Here is a 22347-nt window from a genome sequence, read left to right on the forward strand (position 1 = left end):
GGGGTTGACCAGCGCTTTTGTCAGACCATCCCAGCGTTGCCCACAAGTTGTACACAGGGTTTCGGCCACCTGTGAAGGGATGCCCGCAGTCATCCCCAGGTTGTCCACAGGGCGGTCCCCAGGCGAAATTGCGCTCGTCCTTTCGGGGGGCCTAGCGTGCCCGCCGGGCCGGTACACACCGTGGTGGTCGACCGGCCGACAAGGGGAAGACAGGGGAGGGCCCGAAGCCGCGGGAGGGGCGGACGGGCACAGGCGGACCAACCGGGGAAATTCTGGCATAATCGAACGCGTGTTCGATGTCTTGAGGAGGTGGCAGCAGCGGTGGCGCTGACCGACGACCGCAATCCGATGTACGCGGAGTCCGACCCGGGTCCCAGCGACCCCGGTCCGCGTGGCGGCGAGTACGACCGTCAGCCTCCGCAGGACATCGCGGCCGAGCAATCCGTGCTCGGCGGCATGCTGCTGTCGAAGGACGCCGTCGCCGACGTCATCGAAGCCCTCGGCCCCGACGACTTCTACCGCCCCGCCCATCAAGCGATCTACGACGTCATCCTCGACCTCTACGGCCGAGGCGAACCCGCCGACCCGATCACCGTCTCCGCCGAGCTGGAACGCCGAGGCGAGCTGGGCCGCGTCGGCGGCGCCCCCTATCTGCACACCCTGATCGCGACGGTGCCGACGGCGGCGAACGCCGGGTACTACGCCGAGATCGTCTCCGAGAAGGCGGTGCTGCGGCGTCTGGTCGAGGCGGGCACCCGGATCGTGCAGTACGGCTACGGCGCGGCCGCGGCCGACGGCGCGAACATCGACGAGGTCGTCGACCGCGCGCAGGCCGCGATCTACGACGTCACCGAGCGGCGTACCAGCGAGGACTACGTCGCGCTGGAAGAGCTGCTCCAGCCGACCATGGACGAGATCGACGCGATCGCGTCGCGCGGCGGGCAGTCGCAGGGCATCCCGACCGGATTCGCCGACTTCGACGATCTGACCAACGGCCTGCACCCCGGCCAGATGATCATCGTCGCGGCCCGGCCCGGTGTCGGGAAATCGACTTTGGGACTCGACTTCGCGCGTTCGGCGTCCATCAAACACGGTCTGACCAGCGTGATCTTTTCGCTGGAAATGAGCAGGACCGAGATCGTTATGCGCATGCTCTCGGCCGAAGCTCGGATCCGCCTGGCGGATATGCGCGGTGGCAAGATGTCCGACGACGACTGGACCCGGCTCGCGCGCCGGATGAGCGAGGTCTCCGAGGCGCCGCTGTTCGTCGACGACTCGCCGAACATGACGATGATGGAGATCCGCGCGAAGGCCCGGCGCCTCAAGCAGCGCAACGATCTCAAACTCGTCGTCCTCGACTATCTCCAGCTGATGACCTCGGGTAAGCGCGTCGAGTCGCGGCAGCAGGAGGTCTCGGAGTTCTCGCGGCAGATGAAGCTGCTGGCGAAGGAGATCGAGGTGCCGGTGATCGCGATCAGCCAGCTGAACCGTGGTCCCGAGCAGCGGACCGACAAACGCCCGATGCTGTCCGACCTCCGTGAGTCCGGCTCGCTGGAGCAGGACGCCGACCTCGTCATCCTGGTCAACCGCCCCGACGCCTGGGAACGGGACGACCCGCGGGCGGGCGAGGCGGACCTGATCATCGCGAAGCACCGTGCCGGGCCGACGGCGACGATCACCGTGGCGCACCAGCTGCACTACAGCCGCTTCGTCGACCTGTCACACGACTAAAGCAAGAACTCGAAGACGTCCTTGGTGAAGCGCCGATCGCTCATCACGGTGTGGTGCCGCCGTCCCGGGTAGACCTTGAGATCGCCGCGGCGCGTCTTGTCGGCCACCCGCTCGGCGAGTTCGAGCGGGTAGAGGGCGTCCAGCGAGCCGGCGATCATCAAGGTGGGCGCGGTGATCTCGCCGAGCCGGTCTTCGATGTCGAAGGCGTCTTCCGCCCGCAGCATGGCCACCATGCCGTTCGGGTCCGCCGGGCGGCCGGAGGTCAGCGCCAGCAGACCGGCCAGCAGAGCCCGCCCGAGCCGGGTTTCCGCGACCGTGGGCGCCAGCGCCCTGGCCGCCGCCCGGTGCCGTCCGGCGGCCAGGAGATCCGCGTATGCGCGCTGGACGCGGCGGCCGGTCGAGCCGAGCCGGGTGCCCGCGGCCCCGACCACCAGCCGTCGCACCAGGCCGGGATGGTCGGCGGCGAACTGCAGCGCCAGGCAACCGGCCGTGGACACGCCGAGCACGTCGACCGGGCGGTCGAACCGTTCCCGCAGCTCTTCGGCGTGGTGGGCGGCGAGATCGGCCATGGTGACGCCGGGTTCGAGGCCAGGCCGCCTGCCGACCGTCAGCACGGTGAACCGCGCGGCCAGCGGTTTGAGGGACCGCACCTCCGCCCAGCGGGCGACGCCGGTGGGGTTGGCCGAGTCGGGCAGCACCGTCCGGAAGACCACGAGCGGGCTTCCCGTGCCGAACTCGAAGTACGGGGCACCGCCGGCCAGTACACCTTCGCGCATGGTCACTCCTTGATCAGTCCCGCCGCGACGATGCCGATGAACCGGTCGAGGACGGCGGGGTAGCGCTGCTCGGCTCCGGACATCTCCTCGGGACCCATCCGCCGCGCCACCGGCCGCATCTCCCCGGGATGGGTGCTCAGCCGGTGGTAGAGCGGGTTCGTTCATAGCACCTTGGCCTCAGTCTCGTTGGAAAAACGCGAGCATTTTCCGGGAAGCGTCCGGAGCCGTCAGGAGTTCGTGGACCCGCTCGGACATCCGGGCGGCGGCGCCGGTGCGGTCGAACATCTCGCGTTCGTACTCCTTGACGGCGGACGGGAAATCGTCCGGCCTCCTGGCCAGCGCGAGGCCGAGCAGGGCGCCGTCGAGCAGGGCCATGTTGGCGCCCTCGCCCACGGCCGGCATCAGATGCGCGGCATCGCCGAGCAGGGTGACGTCCGGCGCCGACGGCCAGGTCAGGCCGACCGGGAGGGCGGTGACCGACCGCGGCACGACCACGTCGTCGCAGGCCTCGATCAGCGAGGTGAACCGCGCGTCCCAGCCGTCGAGCCGCCCGATCAGCCACTTCCGGGCGGCGGCCGGATCGTCGAGCGGCATCCCGCTGGTGGTGAACCAGTCCTCGGCGGTGTCGTAGAAGCTGAGGCCGACGCGAACGGTGCCGTCGCCGTTGCGCTGCGCCGCGAGGGATTTCCCGTCACCGAGCACCCAGTAGGTGCCGCGCCCGACCATCGCCGCGAGGGCGGGATGAGTGCGGTCGATGTCGGGGATGCGGAGTTCCACCAGGTTGTGGCCGAGATGCGCCGGACGGGCGTCGGTGAGCAAGGCACGCACGCGCGAGTTGGCGCCATCGGCACCGACCAGGAGGTCGTACGTCGCGCTGCGCCCATTCGCGAAGCGCGAGACGCCGTCCCCGGCGGATTCGAACGCGTGCCCCCAGCGCACCGTGTGCCCGGGGAGCGAATCCAGCAGCAGGTCACGCAGATCGGTCCGGTCGACTTCGGGGCGCTCGAAAGGTGCGTCGTCCGGCGTGTCCTCCTGCAGCAGCAGGGTGCCGTCCGGTTCCAGAAGCCGCATGTCCTGGCCCTCGCCGCGGGCGATCGCCGAGAACCGGTCGATGAGACCCGCTTCGCGCAGCGCCCGCTGCCCGGTGTCGGCGTGGATGTCGAGCATGCCGCCCTGGCCGCGGGCGTCGCGTGACGACTCCCGTTCGTACACGACGGCCTCGATGCCGTGGACGTGCAGGACGCGGGCGAGGGCCAGGCCACCGAGGCCCGCTCCGACGATGGCGATGGTCATGATCCACACCTCTCGATACAGTGTATTGACCAATACACTGTATCGATCGATGCGATGTATTGTCACCGCCATGGTGGTGTGGGAGCGGCCGGAGCCGCCGGAACGGCCCGCTCTGGCCCCGTTGAGCCGGGAGCTGATCGTGCGGGCGGCGATCCGGCTCGCCGACGCGGACGGCCTGGACGCGGTGTCCCTGCGCAAGATCGCGACCGCGCTGGACGTCGGCCCGATGCGACTGTACGGCTACATCGAGAACAAGGAGGAGCTGCTCGACCTGATGGTCGACGCCGCCCACGCCGAAATCCGGCCGGTCGGCGACGGCTGGCGGGAGGTGCTGCGGTCGCTCGCCGACGCGATGCGCCGCGCCGTCCACCGGCACGAATGGCTCGCCGACCTCCTGGGCGGCAGGCCCCAGCTGGGCCCGCACGCGCTGGCCACCGCCGAGGCCGTGATGGCGGCACTGGGCGACGTCAGCGTGGACGCCGCGATGCCGGTTGTCTCGGCGGTCAACGCGTACACGATCGGCGCGGTCCGCCGGGAGATCGCCGAACGGCGCGCGGAACGGGCCACCGGGCTGGACGAGCAGCGGTGGCAGGCCACGCTCGGGCCCTATCTGACGCGGGCGTTCGCCGGCGGGAATCTCCCCGCGCTGGCCACGGTCGTCCGCGACGCCGTCCATCTGGACGCCGACGAGACCTTCCGGATGGGCCTCGATTTCCTCCTCGACGGCATCGAGGCCCGCCTCTCAGGCTGACGCCCCATGTCAGCGCGGCCCGCGAACGTGGTCGCCATGACCAAGACACTGAAGACCTTCCGCCGCATCGGTCTCACCGCGTTGGCCGCCGCGCTGCTGGCGGGCGTCACCGCGCCCGTCGCCTCCGCCGGCCAGGATCGCCCGGAGCTGCGGCAGGCGGTCCAGGAATTCGTCGGCGCGGGCTTCGCCGGGATGCAGCTGCGCGTCCGTGACGAGCGGGGCGAATGGTCCGGCAGCGCCGGGGTGCGCGAGCTGGGCGGCACCGCGAAACCGCCGACGAACGGCCACTTCCGCCTCGGCAGCACGACGAAGAACTTCACCGCGACCCTGGTACTGCAGCTGGTGGCCGAGGGCCGGATCGGGCTCGACACCCCGGTCGCCGGATTCCTTCCGCAGTTCGGGCTCGACCCGCGGATCACCGTGCGGATGCTGCTGCAGCACACCAGCGGACTGTTCAACCACACCGGCCAGTACCACCCGGACGGCACGGTCACGCCGGGGATCCCGTGGGCCGGACAGGAATGGGTGGACAAGCGGTTCCACACCTACCAGCCGGAGGAGCTGGTGCGGCTGGCCGTGTCCAAGCCCGCGGTGTTCGCGCCGGGAGCGGGCTGGAGCTACTCCAACACGAACTACGTGGTGGCCAGGCTGCTGGTCGAGAAGCTCAGCGGCCGTCCCTTCGCCGACGAGCTGGACCGGCGGATCCTGCGGCCGCTCAAGCTGCGTGACACCTTGTCGCCGGGGGCGTGGGCCGGGATGCCCAAGCCGTACGCCCACGCCTACTACCGCTACGAAAACGCCGGTCAGTGGAAGACGATCGACGTCACCCACCAGAACCCGACCTGGATCTCCAGCGCCGGTGACATGATCTCGACGACCAAGGACCTCCAGACGTACTTTTCCGCGCTACAGAGCGGAAAGCTGCTCCCGGCCTGGCTGCTGGCCGAGATGCGCGTGACGCACCCCGGCAGCGAAAGCCTCTACGGCTTCTACGGTCTCGGTCAGTTCTCGCAGGACCTGGGCCCGGGCTGTGTCGGCGTCGTCCTCAACCACAACGGTGGCCTCAACGGCTACGGATCGCTGATGTACAGCACGCCGGACGGCAGCAAGACGCTGACCGCGTCGGTCACCGGCGGGGACGACGCGAACGCGGGGCAGGCGTTCCCGGCGGCGCTGAACAAGCTCGTCCGGACGGTGTTCTGCGGTAAGTGAACGGGCCGGTCAGCGCGCCCGCTCGGCCAGCCGGGCCGCCAGCGCGCCGACCAGTCCACGGAGCTCGGCCGGCCGTTCGATGTCGAACGGCCGGTCGAGCGCGGCGAGCAGCGGCGGGATCCAGTCCAGCCGCTGCGCCCGGATGCGGGCACGCACCCGGTCGCCGTCGGTTTCGAGGGTGGCCACCGACGGCGGGAAGAGGGCGCGGATCTCCTCGTGCGTCGCCTGGATCCGCACGGAGACGTCGTGCCGGTACGGCGTCTCGGCCAGCGCGGTCAGCACTCGCTCGGCCGGATCGAAACCGTCCGGCGCCTCGAAGGTCCCGGCCCGCGTCTCGGCCGACTGGATCCGGTCGACGCGGAAGGTGCGGACCTCGCCGCTGGCCGAGTCGAAGCCGGTCAGATACCACCGCCCGGAGTGCGCCACGACGCCGTAGGGATGGACGACGCGTTCGCTCGCACCGCCGTGACCGGCGAGATACGCGAGCCCGACCGGCCGCCGGTCCCGCGCCGCCTCCGCGACGGTGAGCAGCACCTCGGCCTCGGCCGACAGGGCGTTCCGGGCCGGAGCGGTGAAGTCGGCGGTCTCCAGCAGCGCGGCCAACCGGCGGCCCAGCGCTTCGGGAAGCACCCGCCGGACCTTCGCGACCGCGCTCTCGACGGCCGCGACCGACGTGGTGATCAGTCCCGCCCGCCGCCCCGCGACCAGGCCGAGCAGGACGGCCAGCGCCTCCTCGTCGGTGAGCATCAGCGGCGGCATCCGGTAGCCGGGGGCCAGCCGGTAGCCGCCGTACCGGCCGCGCACCGAGCGGACCGGGATGTCCAGGTCGACGAGGTGTTCGGCGTAGCGGCGGACGGTGCGCTCGTCCACGTCGAGCCGCTCGGCGAGCTCCGCGACGGTGCGTGTGCCGCCGCTCTGCAGGATCTCCAGCAGGGCGAGCACACGGGCGATGGGCCTGGTCACAGGCCGGAGAATACCGGGCGGATTCTGCCCGGTATTGCTCCTAGCGTGGCCGGTGTCCCGCTTTCCGGCACCCGAAAGGATCCATCGTGCAGTTCGTTTCCGTCCGTGTGATCACCCACGACGCCGCCCGTCTCGCCGGTTTCTACGAGAAGGCGACCGGCCTCGACGCGCGGTGGCGCTCCGAGCAGTTCGCCGAACTCGTCGGCCCGTCGTGCACCTTGGCGATCGGCAGCGCCGAGACGATGCGGCTGTTCGGCGCGGGCGCCGCCGTGCCCGAAGCGAACCGGACCGCGATCCTCGAATTCCGCGTCGAGGACGTCGACCGCGAGTACGAACGGCTGGCGGATCTGGCCGAGATCGTGCAGGAGCCGACCACCATGCCGTGGGGGAACCGGTCGCTGCTGTTCCGCGACCCCGACGGCAACCTGGTCAACTACTTCACGCCGAGCGCCTCGTAGTTCCGGACGAACGCCGTCAGCAGCCGCGCGAACTCGCGACGGTCGCCGTCCGGCCAGTCCGCCATCGCCTCGGCGAACACCGAGCGGCGGAATTCGTGCATCCGCGTCACTTCGGCGCGACCGGTTCCGGTGAGCACGAGGACGGCGCGGCGGCCGTCGCGCTGATCGGCTTCGCGCCGGAGGAAACCACCCTCGACCGCGCGGGCGACCAGGCGGCTCGCCCGCGGCTGGTCGATGGTCAATGCCGCCGCGAGGCTGGTGACGGTGCCCGGTTCGCCGCTCTCTTCGGCCGCTTCGACGGCGTCGAGGAGCCCCTGTATCGCCTGGTCCGGCATGGTTTCGGCGCGGTCGCGGGCGAGTTTCGACAGCGATCGCCTCGCCTGGCTTCGCCGGATGGCGATCATCGCGCGTTCCACGTCGGCCACGGCGTCCGTCATTGCCCGTCCTCACGAAGTGCATGTATTTTTACATGTAGTTGTCGTCTACTTGAGGAGTATCCATGAAACCCATCGGATTCTGGTTCGCCCACCTTCACCAGGCTCTCGAATCTTCGCTGGACCGCGTCCTCGCCGCCGAATCGCTGACCCGCCGACACTGGCAGGTCCTGAACACGGGAGCGTCGCCCGAGGAGGCTCTGAAGCCATTCGGAGATCTCCGGGAAACCATCGCCGACCTGCACCTTCGCGGCTGGATCGACGAGGACGGCCTGACCGAAGCAGGCCAGGCGGCACACCTCCGGCTGAAGACCAAGGTCGGCGAGTTCCGTGCTCGCGTGACCGAAGGCATCCGCGACGACGAGTACCGGGCGACGGTCGGCGTACTGGAACGCATGGCGGCGAACCTCGCCCGGGAATAAGGCGGAGGCCGACGGCGTCGTCTATCCTGGTAGTTGAAAGTTCAAACACCTGGAGCTGACATGACGCCGGTGCTCTACCTCAGCCACGGCGCGCCGCCGCTCGCCGACGACGCCACCTGGACCAGCCAGCTCGCCGGCTGGTCGGCGGACCTCGAGAAGCCGAAGGCGATCCTCGTCGTCTCGGCGCACTGGGAAGAGGCGCCGCTGACCCTCGGCGCCACCACCACGGTGCCGCTGGTCTACGACTTCTGGGGCTTCCCGGATCGCTACTACCAGGTGGAATACGCCGCGCCCGGCGCTCCCGAGCTGGCGGACAAGGTGCGCAAACTCCTGCGCTCGTCCCACACTCCGGTCCACGACGCGCCCGACCGCGGCCTCGATCACGGCGCGTACGTCCCGCTCGTGGAGATGTACCCGGACGCCGACATCCCGGTGCTGCAGGTGTCGATGCCGTCGCTGGACCCGCGGGAGCTGTTCGACCTCGGCCGGAAGCTCGCGCCGCTGCGCGACGAAGGCGTGCTGATCATCGGCAGCGGTTTCTTCACCCACAACCTGAGCGCGCTGCGCGAGACCGACGGCACCGACGGCGCCCCGCCGTCGTGGTCGAGCGAATTCGACCACTGGGGTGCGGAAACCCTGCGCGAGGGCGACCTCGACGCGTTGCTGGACTTCCAGCGCAAGGCCCCCGCCGCGGCCATCGCGCACCCCAGGATCGAACACTTCGCGCCGCTGTTCGTCTCGCTCGGCGCGAGTTCTTCGGAAGGAAAAGGCGAGACCGTGATCGACGGTTATTGGCACGGCCTCGCCAAGCGTTCCCTCCAGTTCGGCTAGCGGGAGCGCAGCACGCCGGCGCCCGCCACCAAACCGAGCGCCAGCAGCGTGACCACCGCGAAGGAGATCGTCAGCGACGTCAGATCGGCGATCCCGCCGATGAGCGACGGCGCGACGAGACCCGACGAATAGGTGATGGTCGCGACGCCCGCGATCGACTGGCTCGGCGTCGGCCCGCTGCGTCCGGCCGCCGCGAAGGCGAGCGGAACGACGACGGAGACGCCGAGCCCGATCAGGGCGAAACCGGCCATCGCCATCACCGGATGGACGGCGAACACGACCAGCAGGCCACCCGCGGTCGCGAACACCCCGCCCGCGCGGACGGTGTTGACCGAGCCGAACCGCCGGACCAGCGCGTCACCCGAGAGGCGCGCGACCGCCATCGTGCAGGTGAAGGCGGTGGTCGACGCGGCCGCGATCCCCGGCGAGGTGCCGAGCACGTCACGCAGGTAGACGGCGGACCAGTCGAGGCTCGCCCCCTCGGCGAAGACGGCACAGAACGCGACGGCACCGATGATCACGGCCGATTTCGGCGGCAACGCGAACCTCGGCGGCGGATTCTCGTCGGGCGCGCTGCGGACGTCGAAAACGCCCTGGCAGATGAGCGCGCCGGCGACGGTGAGCACGGCCGACGCGATCACGAAGTGGATCCTGGCGTCCAATCCGGCGTGCGCGGCGAGCGTGCCCGCCGCGGAGCCGACGAGCGCGCCCGTGGTCCACATGCCGTGCAGCCCCGACATGACCGACTTGCCCATCCTCTCCTCGACGTCGACGCCGAGGGCGTTCATCAGCACGTCCGAGGTGCCCGCCGCGGTGCCCATGACGAACAGCGCGAGACACAGGGTGACGAGGTTTCCCGCCAGGGACGGGAGGATCAGCGCCAGCGTCCAGTACGCGAGCAGCAGCCGGAGCCCCAGCCTGCCGCCGAGCCGGTGCCCGATCCGCGCGGCGAGCGGCATGGTGAGCGAGGCGCCGATGGCGGGGAAGGCGAGCGCGAGGCCGAGCTGGCCCGCGCTGATCCCCGCGTGTTCCTGGATCCACGGGATCCGGGTGGCGAAACTGCCGGTCACCGCGCCGTGCACGGCGAAGACGGCGGCGATGGCGACCCGCGCCTGCCGCACCCGCCGCGTCGGCCCGCCGACGGTTTCCACTGTGTTGGTCACTGGGCCCCCAAGGTCCATGAGACGACTCGACGGCGTCAGCGTAAACTATCAGGAAGGGAACCTGATAATTAATTCTGGGAGGATCTGCCGGTGAGTGTCATCCGGACGCCGTCCGCCTCCCCGAGCACGGCGCGTGCCATCAACGACCGCCTCGCCCTCGACCTGCTCCACCGCGAGGGCTCGCTGACGGCCGCCCAGCTCAAGACGTTGACCGGGCTTTCCCGGCCGACCGTCGCGGACCTCGTCGAGCGCCTGCGGGACGCGGGCCTGATCGAGATCGTCGGCGAGGCGGGCGCGGACCGCCGCGGACCGAACGCGAAGCTGTACGGCATCGTCGCCGAACGCGCGTACCTCGCCGGGCTCGACGTCCGCACCCACGGCATCGCCGTTTCGGTCGCCGACCTGCTGGGCCGGACCCGCGCGGAGGCGTCGCTGCCGTTCGACCTGGACGTCGACACCGACGAGGCCGTGGAGCGGGCGATCGCCCTGCTGAAGACCACCACCACCGAAGCGGGCGCGACCGCGCTGCACACGATCGCCGTCGGCGCCCCCGGCCTGGTCGACCCGGCGACCGGCGGGCTGCGGCACGCCGGGGGATTGCCCGCGTGGCACGGGAAACTCGTCGACGAACTCCGGCGGCGGCTGGCTGTGCCGGTGCTGCTGGAGAACGAGGTCAACCTCGCGGCCGCCGCCGAACAGCGCCTCGGCGCCGCCCGCGACCGGGACACGTTCGTCCTGCTGTGGCTCGGCTTCGGCGTCGGCGCGGCCGTCGTCCTCGACGGTTCGCTGCGGCGGGGCGCGTCGGGCGGCGCGGGCGAAATCGGGTTCCTGCCGATGCTGGGCCCCGGACGGCTCCCGACCGCGACCGACTGCGACGGCGGCTTCCACACGCTGGCGGGCAGCGCCGCGCTCTGCGAACTGGCCCGCGCGCACGGCATACCGGCGTCGCCGGCCGACGACGCCGCCGCGGCCGAAGCGGCCATCGGGTACGCGATCGACTCGAACGCCGACGACTTCCTGGAGATCGTCGCGGAGCGGATCGCGATCGGCGCCGCCGCGGTCACCGCGGTACTGGACCCGGGCTGCCTCGTCCTCGGCGGGGAGATCGGGCGGGCGGGCGGCGACGCGCTGGCGGCACGGGTGAGCAGGCGGCTCTCGGAGATCTCACCGCTGCGGACCGAGGTGCGGGCGGGAACCGTCGGCGGGGGCGCGGTGCTCGAAGGCGCGGTGCTGACCGCGATGGGCGCCGCGCAAGACGCGCTTTTCACCCCGAGGGGCTGAACACGCAAAGCGGGCCCGGGAGTGTCTCCCGGGCCCGCTTCGGTTCATTCAGTGGCGCTAGCCGACTGGCAGGTTCACATGGTGTGGAACTTCTTGCCGGTCAGGGTGCCGATGAAGCGCTGGAACATGCTCAGCGGCGACGAGTCGACGCCCGCCAGAGCCGGGACCTGCGCGGTCGGCATCGCCGGGGTGCTGTTCACCGCGGGCAGGGTGCCCGTGGTGGGCAGCTGCACCGGCAGCGCACCGGCGGTGGGCAGCGCACCCGCGGTGGGCAGGTTGCCCGCGGCCGGGAGCTGCACCGGCAGCTTGCCCGTGGGCAGGCCGTTGCCCAGCGCCGGGAGGGCCGGCAGCTGCGCGACCTTGGGGGCGTCCGCACGAGCGGCGTCACCGGGCAGACCCGGGGTCTTCGGCAGGGCCGGGACACCGGGGAGGGCCGGGGTGCCGGGCAGCTCGGGCAGGTCCGACTTCGGCAGCTGCGTCGGGATGGCACCCAGCTGCTTCAGCGCGGTCAGACCGGCCACCTGCACCGGGAGGGTCGCCACCTGGGGACCGTCGGCGCGGGCGCCACCGATCGCCGGGGTGGTCGGCAGGGTGCCGGCACCGTTCATCGACGGCACCGAACCGAAGGGCAGCGTGGGCAGCGCGTCGATCGGCATCTCCGAGCCCACCGTGTCGGTGAAGGCGCGGGTGTACTCCTCGTCGTTGATCACGGTGTTGTCGGTCGAGTTCTCGTCCGCGATCGCGAGGATCGGGATCTCGAGCTCGTTCACCGGGATCACGAAGACCAGCGGGTGGTGGAAGTTGAAGCCCGAGAGGGCCTCTCCGCTGCCGTCGGTGATGCTGTCGCCACCGGCCTGGCCGGTGATCATGCTGTCCGCCTCGGTCTCGGACACGCCGCCGGCCGCCGCGATGGCGTTGCCGAACACCTCGGGGTCGGCCGCGGCCGGGATGTCGAGGATGTTGCCCGAGAGCGATCCGTCGAGACCGGAGGTCTCCACGTCCCCACCCGAAAGGGCGTCGACGGTGTTGGCGCCCTCGGCGTCGGCCAGGCCGGCCGCCGCGACCGCGTCGTGGGTGACCGGCACGATCGGCAGCGCCTGCGCGCCGATGATGTTGCCCGAAACCGCGCCTTCGTCACCGGTGGTGGTGGCGTCGCCGCCCGCCTCCGAAAGGACGTCGCTGACGCTCTCGCCCTCGGCGATGCCCGCACCGGCGATGCCGTGCCCGGTCACCGGGACCGCGCCACCGATCGGCGTCTGGACGATGTTGCCCGCCAGGGCGCCTTCTTCACCGTTCGCGGTGGCGTCGCCGCCCGCGTTCGAGTCGGTGAGGTTCGTGCCCTTGCCCGAGGCGATCCCGCCGAGCACCGCGGCGAAGTTGTGCGCCTGGACCGGCAGGGAGACCGGGCCGTAGACCAGGTTGCCCGAGCCCGCGCCACCGTCACCGGTCGCGTGGACGTCGTGTCCGGCGTTGGACGTGGTGTCGCCGTCGGCGCCGCCGTGGCCCTGGCCGATGAACGCGCCACCGATCCCGAACGCCTGCACCGGCAGCGAAACCGGCACGGTGCCCAGGTTGGAGCTGAGGAAGCCGTTGTCGTCGGCGGTGTTCCCGCCGCCGCCACCGGAGACGACCTTGGTCTCGTCGGCGGTGCCGGTGCCCTGGCCGATGAACGAGCCACCGACACCGAAGACCTCGGCCGGAACCGCGGCCGGGACCTGGACGATGTTGCCCGAGCCGGACGAGTCGTTGCCCGTGGTGCCGTCGTAGCCGCCGGCGGTCACGGTCTTGGTCTCGGTCGCCTCGGCGACGGCCTGGCCGATGTGCGAGCCACCGACGCCGTAGACCTCGGGGGCCAGCGCGGCCTGGGTGTTGACGATGTTGCCCGCGAGGGTGGAGTCGTCACCCGTGGTGTGGCTGCCGTTGCCGGCGTTCGCGTCGACGGTGTTCTCGCACGAGGTCGAGGACACGTTGCCGATGTAGGTGCCCGCGATGCAGGTCACCTCGACGGGCGCGGCCACGGCTGGGTCGACGATGTTGCCGCCGCCCGCGGAGCCTTCGCCCTCGCTGCTGACGAAGCCACCGGCGTCGACGACGCTCGAGTGGCTGGTGCCGCCGTCCTTGCCGGTGTTGGCGAGGCCGATCCAGCTGGCGGCCACGCCGCCGACGTTCGCGACGTCCGCGGTCTGCGGCACGATCGCGTTACCCGCGACGGCCGAGTCCTCGCCGGAGGTCTGCACGTAGCTGGGGACGTTGCTCCAGCCGGGGGTGGTGTCACCGGCGGTGGCGTCCGCGGAGGAGCTGCTGTTGGAGTTCGCGAGCGAGCCCCACGCGGCGGCCGCGTTGTCGTTCACCTTCGCCGGGAGGGCGATCGGCACCGCGCCGACGTTGCCGCCGAGGGCGGAGTCGTCACCGTCGGTCTCGATCCAGCCGCCGGAGGTGGCTTCGGTCTCGGCCTCGTAGCCGGAGCTGTTGGCGTTGCCGATGATCCAGGAGGCGGCGTTGCCGGTGACCTGGACCGGGGTGGCGAACTGACCGGCCAGCACGTTGCCGGACAGGGCGGAGCCCTCGCCGTCGGTGGTGATGTTGCCGGTCTCGGTGGTGCTCTGGCTGGCGGAACCGCCGACCACGCGGCCGGTGCCGCCGGCGAGCCCACCGGCGTTGCCGGCGATCTGCACGGGCAGCGCCCAGTCGAGGGACACGACGTTCCCGGCGAGGCTGGAGTCCTCACCGGTGGTCTCGATGTCCTGGTTGTGCGACCAGGTCTGGTCGTGCGTGCCGCCCTCGACCTCGGCGTCGCCGATCACGCCGATGGCGTTGTCGACGATCTGGATCGGGACGACGACGTCACCGACGACCTTGTTGCCCTTGAGGATGTCGTCCGTGGTGGTGAACCCACCCGAGGTCAGCCCGCCGCTGATCTGGCGGGAGTCCTTGGCGGCCAGCGGCGCCGGGACGGCGTTCTTGCCGGAGAGGCTGGGGAGCCCTCCACCGATGCCGTCGGTGCTGCCGCCGGGCGACGAAGCCGAGTCCAGCGCGTCCGAGACGGGCTTGGTGACGGCCTTGGTGCTGATCTCGCCCTTGTAGCCGGGGAGGTCGGCCTGGCCGAGGGGCGTGCCAACGGCGTTGTTGTCGATCTCGACCGGAACGGTGACGTTCGCGTCGAGCGGGGAGGCCGGGGTGTCGGGGTTGACGTGTTCGTCAGCCGAGGCGATGCCGGTGCCCAGCATCAACAACCCACCCGTGACCAACGCGGTCTGGAGTCCGCGCTTTGCCCAGGATTGCATGGGGTTTTTCTCCTTCATTTCGGGTTCCCTTTCGGGTCTGAGGAGGTGCCTTCGAACAACGCGGCACCAGAGGGGGGTTAAGCGAGTGCGGGCGCGGCTGTGATTTCTCAAAGCGGAGCGCACCGCCGTTTCGCGGGGGATCAGGAGCGGACGCGAAGCCAAACCCGGAATCGGGAGGCGTGAGGCGCGTCGGCTACCCCGCGGAGGGAGGTGTTCAGTCGGGAGTGACGCCGGGCTGCGAGCCCGGGGTGAGCGGCATGTACCGCGTGCCTGCCAGCGCGTAGCCGGTCAGGGAACGCTCGACGGCGGCGGCGACCCAGGCGGGAACGCCGTGGGTCAGGCCGTCGAGGTGACCACCGGGGGAGGAGCCGCCGGGGACAGTCGGGAAGGAAGGCGCGGCCGGAAGCGGCGCCGGGGTGATCGGACGCGGGAGGTCACCACGGTGACCGTCACGCGACGGAACGTCCTCGACCTGGTCGAAGGCATCGTGCGACTGCACGAAGGCCGGCATCGGGAGGACGGTCTCGGCGGAAGCGGGGAACTGCGTCGTCGCCAGGTGCGCGAAGTCGGTGACCTGCTCGCCGGCGCCGACGGTGTCCAGCGGGGAGCCGGGGTTCACCGGGGATTCGCCGACCGGGAGTTCCGGGACGAGGTCACCGTGTCCGTGCGGGTCCAGGAGATTCCAGACGTCGCGGCCGAAGTCGGGCGACGGGGCGAAGGTCTCGTCCAGCACCTGACGGGTGTCCTGCGGCTTGCGCACGATGTGCTCGACGGCGCCGAGGGTCCGCTTGACCGGGGTGACCACCGAGTTGTCGGCGAAGTCGGTGACCGCGTCGCTGACGCGGGTGGAGACCTCGTGCCGGTCGGCGCGGATGTCGCCGCAGTGGTGCTTCGCGGGAGCGGACGCGTTCTCGCCCGGCATCGACCACGTGGTGGCGTCCTGGTGGGCTTCGCCGCACATCGCTCCGGCGACGTCGCCGGCGAACTTCGAGGCGCCACCGGAAACGTCGGTCAGCCCGGCCGCGGTGGCGTCCGTGACCGGGGTGACGCTGGTTTCGGGAGCGGAGACCACCGGGGCGATGTCCGCGGAAGCGGAAGCGCCGGAAACGGCCCACGCGGCGGCGGAACCGGCGACGGCACCACCGAGCACGAACAGCGCACGCGAAGCGAGACGGCCGAAGCGCACAGCGCCCCGCCTCTCGTTCTTCGCCGCGTTCGTCACTCGGTCTCCTGTCGCTTCGGTTCGTGGTTGCGGGACCGAGGTAAGCAAAGTGCGGAAGGCTTGCGCGAGTTTGAAAGGCCTTGATGGCACGATCGTGTGAAGAACACACGGTGTAACCCGAAATCACGATCGGTGATCAGGCCTGGCGAGGCGCGGTTACTCCCGAGTCGATCCATGGACGATGTGTCAAGCGTCGCATCGGGCGAATTCGCCGCTCGCGCGTTGCCCGGAATGTTCAAGAAACGTCGCCTCGGACCGATACGGTGTCCGCGTGAGCGAGCCCCAGCGCAAACAGCCGGAATTCGACCCGGCGAACCCGTTCCTTTCGGAATCCACCGAAGACGTCACCAACCTCGTGCCCCGCGGCCTGCGGATCGGCGCGGCGTTGTCGTGGCGCTTCATCGTGGTGATCGCCGCGCTCTACGTCATCGTGTTCCTCATCGGCTATCTGTCGGTGGTCGTGATCCCGTTGTCGATCGCGCTGCTGCTCGCCGCGCTGCTCGCGCCGGCGGTCTCCAAGCTGACAGCGCTGAGATTCCCGCGCGGGCTGGCCGCCGGGATAGTGCTGATCGCGGGCCTCGCGGTGCTCGGCGGGCTGCTGACGTTCGTCGTCGCGCAGTTCTCCTCCGGTCTGCCGGAGCTGCAGAAACAGCTGACGGAGAGCCTCAACCAGATCAAGGTCTGGCTCATCGACGGGCCGCTGCACCTGCGCCAGGAGCAGATCCAGGAGTTCATCAACCAGGCGATCAGCTTCCTGCAGAACAACCAGGCGTCGATCACCACCACCGCGCTCACCACCGCGGGCACGGTCGGCGAGATCGTCACCGGTTTCATCCTGACGCTGTTCATCCTCATCTTCTTCCTCTCCGGCGGTGACCAGATCTGGAAGTTCCTGGTCCGCGGTGTGCCGGGCCGGGTGCGGAACCGCGTCGACGTCGCAGGGCGGCGTGGCTTCGCGTCGCTGGTCAGCTACGTGCGCGCGACGGCGGCGGTGGCCGTGGTCGACGCGGTCGGCATCGGCATCGGCCTGGCGATCGTCGGCGTGCCGCTGGTGATCCCGCTGGCGACGCTGGTGTTCCTCGGTGCCTTCATCCCGATCATCGGCGCGGTGATCGCGGGCGCGGTCGCGGTCCTGATCGCGCTCGTGACGAAGGGCGTCGTCGGCGCGCTGATCGTGCTGGCCATCGTCATCGGCGTCATGCAGCTGGAGAGTCACGTGCTGCAGCCGATCCTGCTCGGCCGCGCGGTGAAGCTGCACCCGCTCGCCGTGGTGCTCGCGATCACCGCCGGTCTCGTGGCCGCCGGGATCGCCGGGGCACTGCTGTCGGTGCCGCTGCTCGCGGTGCTCAACGCCGGTATCCGGTCCCTGCTGCACGAACGCGATCCGGATCCGGCCGAGATCGACGTCCTGCGGGATCAGGCGGCGCAGCCGAACGATCCCGGGGAAGAGTCCGAAGCCAAGTCATGACCGAGCCCCCGCTCTGGCGCGCCGTCTCGGCGCTCGGCACGCGGGACCCGGCCACTCCGCTGTGGCGCGGGGTGATCGTGCTTCGCGTGACGACGCTGCTCTTCGCGCTCGGCTCGTTCATCGTCCATTACGACGGCTACGCGAATAAGTGGCTCGCGTGGACGTCGTTCGGCGTGATGACGCTGTGGACGGTGCTGAGCAGCGTGTTCTACGCGCGGCCGTCGAGCCGCTGGCCGTGGCTGGTCTGCGTCGATCTCGCGCTGACCGTCGCCCTCATGTTCACCTCGGCGTGGATCCTGACCACCGCGCAGTTCGACGCCAACACCCCGCTCATCACGACGGTGTGGGCGGCGGTTCCGCCCGCGGCCGCCGGGACACGGTTCGGCGCGCTCGGCGGGGTGCTGGCCGGACTGGTGGTCTCGGTGGTCACCGGGCTGGTGCGCTGGCGGTTCGACGTCGACGTCGCGAGGGACGGTTTCCTGCTCACCGCGAGCGGGTTCGTGATCGGGCTCGCGGCGACGATGGCCCGCCGGTCGGCCGACGCGCTGACCAGGGCGTTGCGCATGGAGGCCGCGACGGCCGAACGGGAGCGGCTCGCCCGCTCGATCCACGACAGCGTCCTCCAGGTGCTCGCGCGCGTGCGCAAACGCGGCGCCGAATTCGGCGGGGAGGCCGCCGAACTGGCGAAACTGGCCGGTGAGCAGGAGATCGCGCTGCGGGCGCTGGTCACCACCGAGCCGACGCATCCGAGCGAGAACGGGACCACCGACCTCCGGGCCGCGCTGCAGCTGCTCGCGACGCCGTCCGTGCAGGTCTCGACGCCCGCGGGCGAGGTCCAGCTGCCCGAACACGTGACCGCGGAGCTGGTGGCCGTGGCGCGCGAGGCGCTGTCGAACGTCGAGAAGCACGCGGGCGAGGATGCGCACGCTTGGGTGCTGCTGGAGGACCTGGGCACCGAGGTCGTGGTCAGCGTCCGCGACGACGGCCCGGGAATCGCGCCCGGTGTCCTGGAACGCGCGGCGGCCGAGGGACATCTAGGTATCGCGGAGTCCATCAAGGGACGGGTGCGGGATCTGGGCGGCAGTGCCGCCCTGGACACCGCGCCCGGCCAGGGCACGGAATGGGAAGTCAAGGTTCCAGTGGCGGCGAGGGGGAAGCGATGACCGAAGCGCCTCAGGTCTCGGTGATGGTGGTCGACGACCATCCGATGTGGCGGGACGGCGTCGCGCGCGACCTGGCCGAGCACGGGTTCGACGTGAAGGCCACCGCGCCGGACGCGCCCGCCGCGGTGCGGATCGCGCGGACGGTCCGGCCGGACGTCGTGCTGATGGACCTCAACCTCGGCGAGACGTCGGGCGTCGACGCCACCCGCGAGATCACCGCGGAACTGCCGTCGACGAAGGTGCTCGTGCTGTCCGCGAGCGGCGAGCACAGCGACGTCCTCGAGGCTGTCAAGGCCGGAGCGTCGGGTTACCTGGTGAAATCGGCATCGGCGAGCGAACTGGTGGACGCGGTCAAGCGGACCGCGGCCGGCGACCCGGTGTTCACCGCCGGGCTGGCCGGGCTCGTCCTCGGCGAATACCGCCGCATGGCCGACGCGCCGGACGACGGGCCCGCGCCGCCGCGGCTGACCGAACGCGAGACCGACGTCCTGCGCCTGGTCGCGAAGGGGATGACGGCGCGGCAGATCGCCGAGAAGCTCGTGCTCTCGCATCGGACGGTGGAGAACCACGTCCAGTCGACGCTGCGGAAACTCCAGCTGCACAACCGCGTCGAACTCGCCCGCTACGCCATCGAGCACGGGTTGGACGAGGAGTAGCTCACCCCTGGCCGATCGTCACCACCGAGCGGTTCCGCTCGGCGGGCAACGCCGTTCTGACGACCGTCCACTGTGGCCGGTCGAGCCGCCAGCTCGCGACGACGTCCGTGGCGAGCACCAGGCTGTCGTCCTCGGTCCACTCGACCGCGGCCCGTTTGAGCTCGGTGGCGATCGGGGTCGAGGGCGCGTGTGTCCAGGTCAGGGTGTCGAGGGCGAGCACCCAGACGTCGGCGGTCTGCGTGGCCGTCCCGGCCCAGGCCGGGTCGCCGAACAGCACGGCGACCTTGTAGCCGTCGCGGCTCGGCACCACCGGGCCCGGTTTGCCGTTGGCCACCGGCCGCTTGACCGGCATGCGCTGGTTGTTCCGCAGGTCGAGCACGGAGAACTCGGTCAGCTCGGCCAGCAGCATCCGGTCCTTGGTGATCGCCAGCACCCGGGGGAACTGGTGCACGGCGCGGCCGGTGGCGGGGTCGATCAGCACGTCCTCGGCGGTCGTCGTCCCGGTGTTCACCGTGATCAGCAGGCCCTGCGGCACCTCCTGGCGCACCGCCATCGTGCAGCTCGCCGGACGCCCGCGCCCGCGCTCGACGCCGAGCAGCGAGACGTACTGCAGGCGGCAGAGGTCGTTGCCGTCGTCACGGATCAGCCAGACACCGCTCTCGTCGGCGGCCGGGGCGACACTACGGGCCTTGCCGAGTTTCCACGGCTGGTTCTCGGGATCGCCGTAGACGAGCACCTCGGACGGCTCCAGGCACGACGGCCCGCAGCGGCCTGCCGACAGCACGACCGGGAACTTGCCGACCCGGATGACGTCGTTGACCCGGTCACCGGCCGGGGCGCCGGGCAGCGGGGTGGTCGCGCCGGTGGCGGGATCGAGCATCGAGGCCGGCGAGGTCGCCATGACGAGCCGGAACCCGCTGTAGTCCACCGGGACGCCTTCGAGTTTCGACGCCGGCGGGGCCGTCGGCACCGGGGCGGCTTCCGGCGGGTTCGCTTCGACAGAGCATCCGGCCAGCAGCAGGACAGCCGCCACCAGGGCGGCACAGGGGAGAAATGCGGGTCTGTTCAGGGTATTTCCCCGATCTCGCGCGTGAGAATCGGTTCTACCATTCCTGGCATGGGCGAGGAAGAGCAGCCGGCGACCGAAACCAAGCCGTTGACCGGACGGGACATCCGGGTCTCCGACGCGGAGCGCGAGCACGTCGTCGAGGTCCTGCAGAAGGCGATCGGCCTCGGCATGCTGAACCTCGACGAGTTCACCGAACGGACCGACCGCGCCCTCGCCTCGAAGACCCGCGGTGAGCTGAACGCGGTGCTCACGGATCTGCCCGGCCTGGTGCATCCCGAAGCCGGGATGGTGCGGCAACAGCAGAACCCGTGGGCTCCTCCACAGCAGCAGCCCGCCTACGCCTCGACGTCCGGTGTCATGGAGCTCAACGGCAAGTATTCGGCGTTGCAGCGCAACGGGAACTGGCTCGTCCCCGAGTCGATGGTGATCCGGAACAAGTACGGCGCCACGAAACTGGACTTCTCCCAGGCCGAGATCCGGTATCCCGTGGTGCACATCGAGTTGCAGGCCAAATGGGGGCCGGTGGAGATCACCATCCCCGAGGACGGCGCCGTCGACACGAACTCGATCACCGACATCAAGTTCGGCAACCTCGACGACCGGACCCGCTCGAACGGCCGCCCCGGCACGCCCCGGTTCGTCATCACCGGGCGCGTGCACGGGGGGTCGCTGATCATCAAGTACCCGCGGCGGGGCTTCTTCGGCTAGGCCCCGACGGGGCGCACGTGGCGCAGGTGCCGGAGCACGAAGTACGCGACCGCGGCCAGCACCAGCGCGGCCAGCCCGGACACCGCGTGCATCCCGCTGGCGAACGCGTCGTGCGCGGGAACGGCGTCGGCGAGCCGGGAGCGGGTGACCGCGTTGCCCAGCGTCCCGACGGTCGCGATACCCAGCGCGTAGCCGAATTCGTTGCCGGTCTGGGAAAGCGAGGCCGCCGAACCGGCCTTCTCCGGCGGCACGGAGCCGACGACCAGATCCGTGCCCAGCGTGATCAGCGGGCCGCCGCACAGGCAGGTGATGGCGAAGGCGATCGACGGGATCACCGGACCCGCTCCGGGCTCGACCTGCGTCAGCAGCAGGAATCCCGCGATCGCACCGGCCAGCCCGGTGGCGATCAAGGTCGCGGGGCGGACGCGACGGGCGAGGATCGGGGCGGCCAGGAAGCTGACGGTCGAGGCCAGCATGCCGGGAAGCAGCGCCAGCGCGGCACCGACCGGGGAAAGCTCCAGCACGATCTGGAAGAACTGCGCGACGAAGAGCATGGTCGTGCCGCCCAGCATGGAGAACGCGCACATCCCGCCCAACGCCGTCGTGAACGCACGGCCGCGGAACAACGTCAGGTCGATCAGCGGGTCCTGGAGAGTCCGCTGACGCCGCACGAACACCGCGCCCAAGCCGAGACCGATCAGGAGCGAGGCCACCGGGACCACGTGCACACCCTCGCGGGCGAGTTCCTTGATGCCGTAGACCGCGGGAAGGATTGTGACCAGCGAAAGCGCGACGCTCACGAGGTCGAGACGGCCGGCGTTCTCGTTGCGGTACTCGGGCAGGAGCTTCGGGCCGACGACGAGCAGCAGGACCATCGCGGGGACGCCGAGCAGGAACACCGAACCCCACCAGAAGTGCTCCAGCAGCACGCCGCCGACCATCGGCCCCACGATCGCTCCGACGGTGAAGCAGCCCGCCCAGATGCCGATCGCGAGCGAACGCTGACGGCTGTCGGAGAACAAATTGCTGATCAGGGCGAGCGTCGACGGTGCCAGCGTCGCACCGGCGATCCCGAGGAGCGCGCGGGCGGCGATGAGCATCAGCGCGCTGGTCGAGAACGCGGCCAGCACGGACGCCAGCCCGAACGCCGTGGCGCCGATGAGCAGCAGTTTCCGGCGGCCGATGCGGTCGCCGAGGGTGCCCATGGTGACCATGAACCCGGCGATCATGAAGCCGTAGACGTCCATGATCCACAGCTGCTGGGTGCCGTCGGCGCCGAGGCTCTGGCTGAGCTTCGGCAGCGCGAGGATCAGCACGAACACGTCGAGGGAGACCAGGAAGGTGGGCAGGGCCAGCACGGCCAGCCCGACCCATTCCCGGCGTCCGGCCCGCGTCGGGGTCATGGTGGTCGTCATGGTCCGGTCCTTTCGTCGCTTCGGTGTCTTCACCTAGGCGTCGAAGT

The 22347-nt window shown here is 70.6% G+C and carries 20 protein-coding genes; 11 read left to right on the top strand and 9 right to left on the bottom strand.

The genetic code is table 11. The annotated features are described in order from the left end of the window. Positions 1 to 321 precede the first annotated feature (321 nt). Positions 322 to 1731, top strand: a complete 1410-nt coding sequence (dnaB, locus tag AORI_RS81295) for a replicative DNA helicase (RefSeq protein WP_016338295.1) — start codon at positions 322 to 324, stop codon at positions 1729 to 1731. Here the strand turns inward: dnaB and AORI_RS81300 are convergent. Both AORI_RS81300 and AORI_RS81305 read right to left on the bottom strand, forming a co-directional pair. Further along, positions 1728 to 2507, bottom strand: a complete 780-nt coding sequence (locus tag AORI_RS81300) for an alpha/beta fold hydrolase (RefSeq protein ID WP_016338296.1) — start codon at positions 2505 to 2507, stop codon at positions 1728 to 1730. The two genes, dnaB and AORI_RS81300, sit on opposite strands and share 4 nt — an antisense overlap. 177 nt (positions 2508 to 2684) lie before the next feature. Next, positions 2685 to 3800 carry an FAD-dependent oxidoreductase gene (locus AORI_RS81305; protein ID WP_016338297.1) on the bottom strand — a complete coding sequence of 372 codons (1116 nt, stop codon included), beginning with the start codon at positions 3798 to 3800 and terminating at the stop codon, positions 2685 to 2687. Positions 3801 to 3870: 70 nt separating this feature from the next. On the opposite strand from AORI_RS81305, the gene AORI_RS81310 reads away from it, so the two are divergent. Together AORI_RS81310 and AORI_RS81315 are read left to right on the top strand one after the other, a co-directional pair. Continuing rightward, positions 3871 to 4551, top strand: coding sequence for a TetR/AcrR family transcriptional regulator (locus AORI_RS81310; protein WP_016338298.1), 681 nt, complete (start codon positions 3871 to 3873; stop codon positions 4549 to 4551). A 36-nt stretch (positions 4552 to 4587) separates the two neighbouring features. Then, positions 4588 to 5763 (top strand): serine hydrolase domain-containing protein, encoded by a 1176-nt coding sequence (locus AORI_RS81315; protein ID WP_016338299.1) that lies wholly within the window; start codon positions 4588 to 4590, stop codon positions 5761 to 5763. Positions 5764 to 5772: 9 nt separating this feature from the next. Here the strand turns inward: AORI_RS81315 and AORI_RS81320 are convergent, their stop codons facing one another. Next, positions 5773 to 6726: a helix-turn-helix transcriptional regulator gene (locus AORI_RS81320; RefSeq protein WP_016338300.1), complete on the bottom strand. Its 954-nt coding sequence runs from the start codon at positions 6724 to 6726 to the stop codon at positions 5773 to 5775. A gap of 86 nt (positions 6727 to 6812) precedes the next feature. On the opposite strand from AORI_RS81320, the gene AORI_RS81325 reads away from it, so the two are divergent. Further along, positions 6813 to 7184, top strand: a complete 372-nt coding sequence (locus AORI_RS81325) for a VOC family protein (RefSeq protein ID WP_016338301.1) — start codon at positions 6813 to 6815, stop codon at positions 7182 to 7184. Here AORI_RS81325 and AORI_RS81330 read toward each other — a convergent pair. Then, the gene (locus AORI_RS81330) at positions 7160 to 7621 is read right to left on the bottom strand and encodes a MarR family winged helix-turn-helix transcriptional regulator (RefSeq protein WP_016338302.1); all 462 of its coding nucleotides are present in this window, start codon (positions 7619 to 7621) and stop codon (positions 7160 to 7162) included. The genes AORI_RS81325 and AORI_RS81330 overlap by 25 nt on opposite strands. Before the next feature lie 62 nt (positions 7622 to 7683). Between AORI_RS81330 and AORI_RS81335 the strand changes: the two genes are divergently transcribed. Both AORI_RS81335 and AORI_RS81340 read left to right on the top strand, forming a co-directional pair. Continuing rightward, positions 7684 to 8040 carry a hypothetical protein gene (locus AORI_RS81335; RefSeq protein ID WP_016338303.1) on the top strand — a complete coding sequence of 119 codons (357 nt, stop codon included), beginning with the start codon at positions 7684 to 7686 and terminating at the stop codon, positions 8038 to 8040. 60 nt (positions 8041 to 8100) lie between these two features. Further along, positions 8101 to 8871: a dioxygenase family protein gene (locus AORI_RS81340; RefSeq protein WP_016338304.1), complete on the top strand. Its 771-nt coding sequence runs from the start codon at positions 8101 to 8103 to the stop codon at positions 8869 to 8871. Here AORI_RS81340 and AORI_RS81345 read toward each other — a convergent pair. After that, positions 8868 to 10034 carry an MFS transporter gene (locus tag AORI_RS81345; protein ID WP_016338305.1) on the bottom strand — a complete coding sequence of 389 codons (1167 nt, stop codon included), beginning with the start codon at positions 10032 to 10034 and terminating at the stop codon, positions 8868 to 8870. The genes AORI_RS81340 and AORI_RS81345 overlap by 4 nt on opposite strands. Before the next feature lie 90 nt (positions 10035 to 10124). Between AORI_RS81345 and AORI_RS81350 the strand changes: the two genes are divergently transcribed. Further along, the gene (locus tag AORI_RS81350; protein WP_016338306.1) at positions 10125 to 11315 is read left to right on the top strand and encodes an ROK family transcriptional regulator; all 1191 of its coding nucleotides are present in this window, start codon (positions 10125 to 10127) and stop codon (positions 11313 to 11315) included. A gap of 74 nt (positions 11316 to 11389) precedes the next feature. Here AORI_RS81350 and AORI_RS81355 read toward each other — a convergent pair whose 3' ends face one another. Next, on the bottom strand, positions 11390 to 14599 hold the full coding sequence (locus AORI_RS81355) for a beta strand repeat-containing protein (protein WP_016338307.1): 3210 nt from the start codon (positions 14597 to 14599) through the stop codon (positions 11390 to 11392). Positions 14600 to 14813: 214 nt separating this feature from the next. After that, positions 14814 to 15821, bottom strand: coding sequence for a hypothetical protein (locus AORI_RS81360; RefSeq protein WP_016338308.1), 1008 nt, complete (start codon positions 15819 to 15821; stop codon positions 14814 to 14816). Between the two features lie 271 nt (positions 15822 to 16092). Between AORI_RS81360 and AORI_RS81365 the strand changes: the two genes are divergently transcribed. The 3 genes from AORI_RS81365 to AORI_RS81375 are packed head-to-tail and all read left to right on the top strand — an operon-like array spanning position 16093 to position 19108. Beyond that, positions 16093 to 17289, top strand: coding sequence for an AI-2E family transporter (locus AORI_RS81365; RefSeq protein WP_016338309.1), 1197 nt, complete (start codon positions 16093 to 16095; stop codon positions 17287 to 17289). Continuing rightward, positions 17286 to 18452: a MacS family sensor histidine kinase gene (gene macS / locus AORI_RS81370; RefSeq protein ID WP_016338310.1), complete on the top strand. Its 1167-nt coding sequence runs from the start codon at positions 17286 to 17288 to the stop codon at positions 18450 to 18452. Before AORI_RS81365 ends, macS begins: the two co-directional genes overlap by 4 nt. After that, positions 18449 to 19108 carry a response regulator gene (locus AORI_RS81375; protein WP_016338311.1) on the top strand — a complete coding sequence of 220 codons (660 nt, stop codon included), beginning with the start codon at positions 18449 to 18451 and terminating at the stop codon, positions 19106 to 19108. Before macS ends, AORI_RS81375 begins: the two co-directional genes overlap by 4 nt. 1 nt (position 19109) lies before the next feature. Here AORI_RS81375 and AORI_RS81380 read toward each other — a convergent pair whose 3' ends face one another. Further along, a complete protein-coding gene (locus tag AORI_RS81380) occupies positions 19110 to 20141 on the bottom strand; it encodes a hypothetical protein (protein ID WP_016338312.1) in 1032 nt (343 codons plus the stop codon). Between the two features lie 84 nt (positions 20142 to 20225). On the opposite strand from AORI_RS81380, the gene AORI_RS81385 reads away from it, so the two are divergent. Continuing rightward, positions 20226 to 20885, top strand: coding sequence for a DUF1707 SHOCT-like domain-containing protein (locus AORI_RS81385; RefSeq protein ID WP_016338313.1), 660 nt, complete (start codon positions 20226 to 20228; stop codon positions 20883 to 20885). Here AORI_RS81385 and AORI_RS81390 read toward each other — a convergent pair. After that, the gene (locus tag AORI_RS81390) at positions 20882 to 22300 is read right to left on the bottom strand and encodes an MFS transporter (protein WP_016338314.1); all 1419 of its coding nucleotides are present in this window, start codon (positions 22298 to 22300) and stop codon (positions 20882 to 20884) included. The genes AORI_RS81385 and AORI_RS81390 overlap by 4 nt on opposite strands. Positions 22301 to 22347: the final 47 nt, after the last annotated feature.

Source organism: Amycolatopsis keratiniphila (assembly GCF_000400635.2).
Taxonomy (GTDB): Bacteria; Actinomycetota; Actinomycetes; order Mycobacteriales; family Pseudonocardiaceae; genus Amycolatopsis; species Amycolatopsis keratiniphila.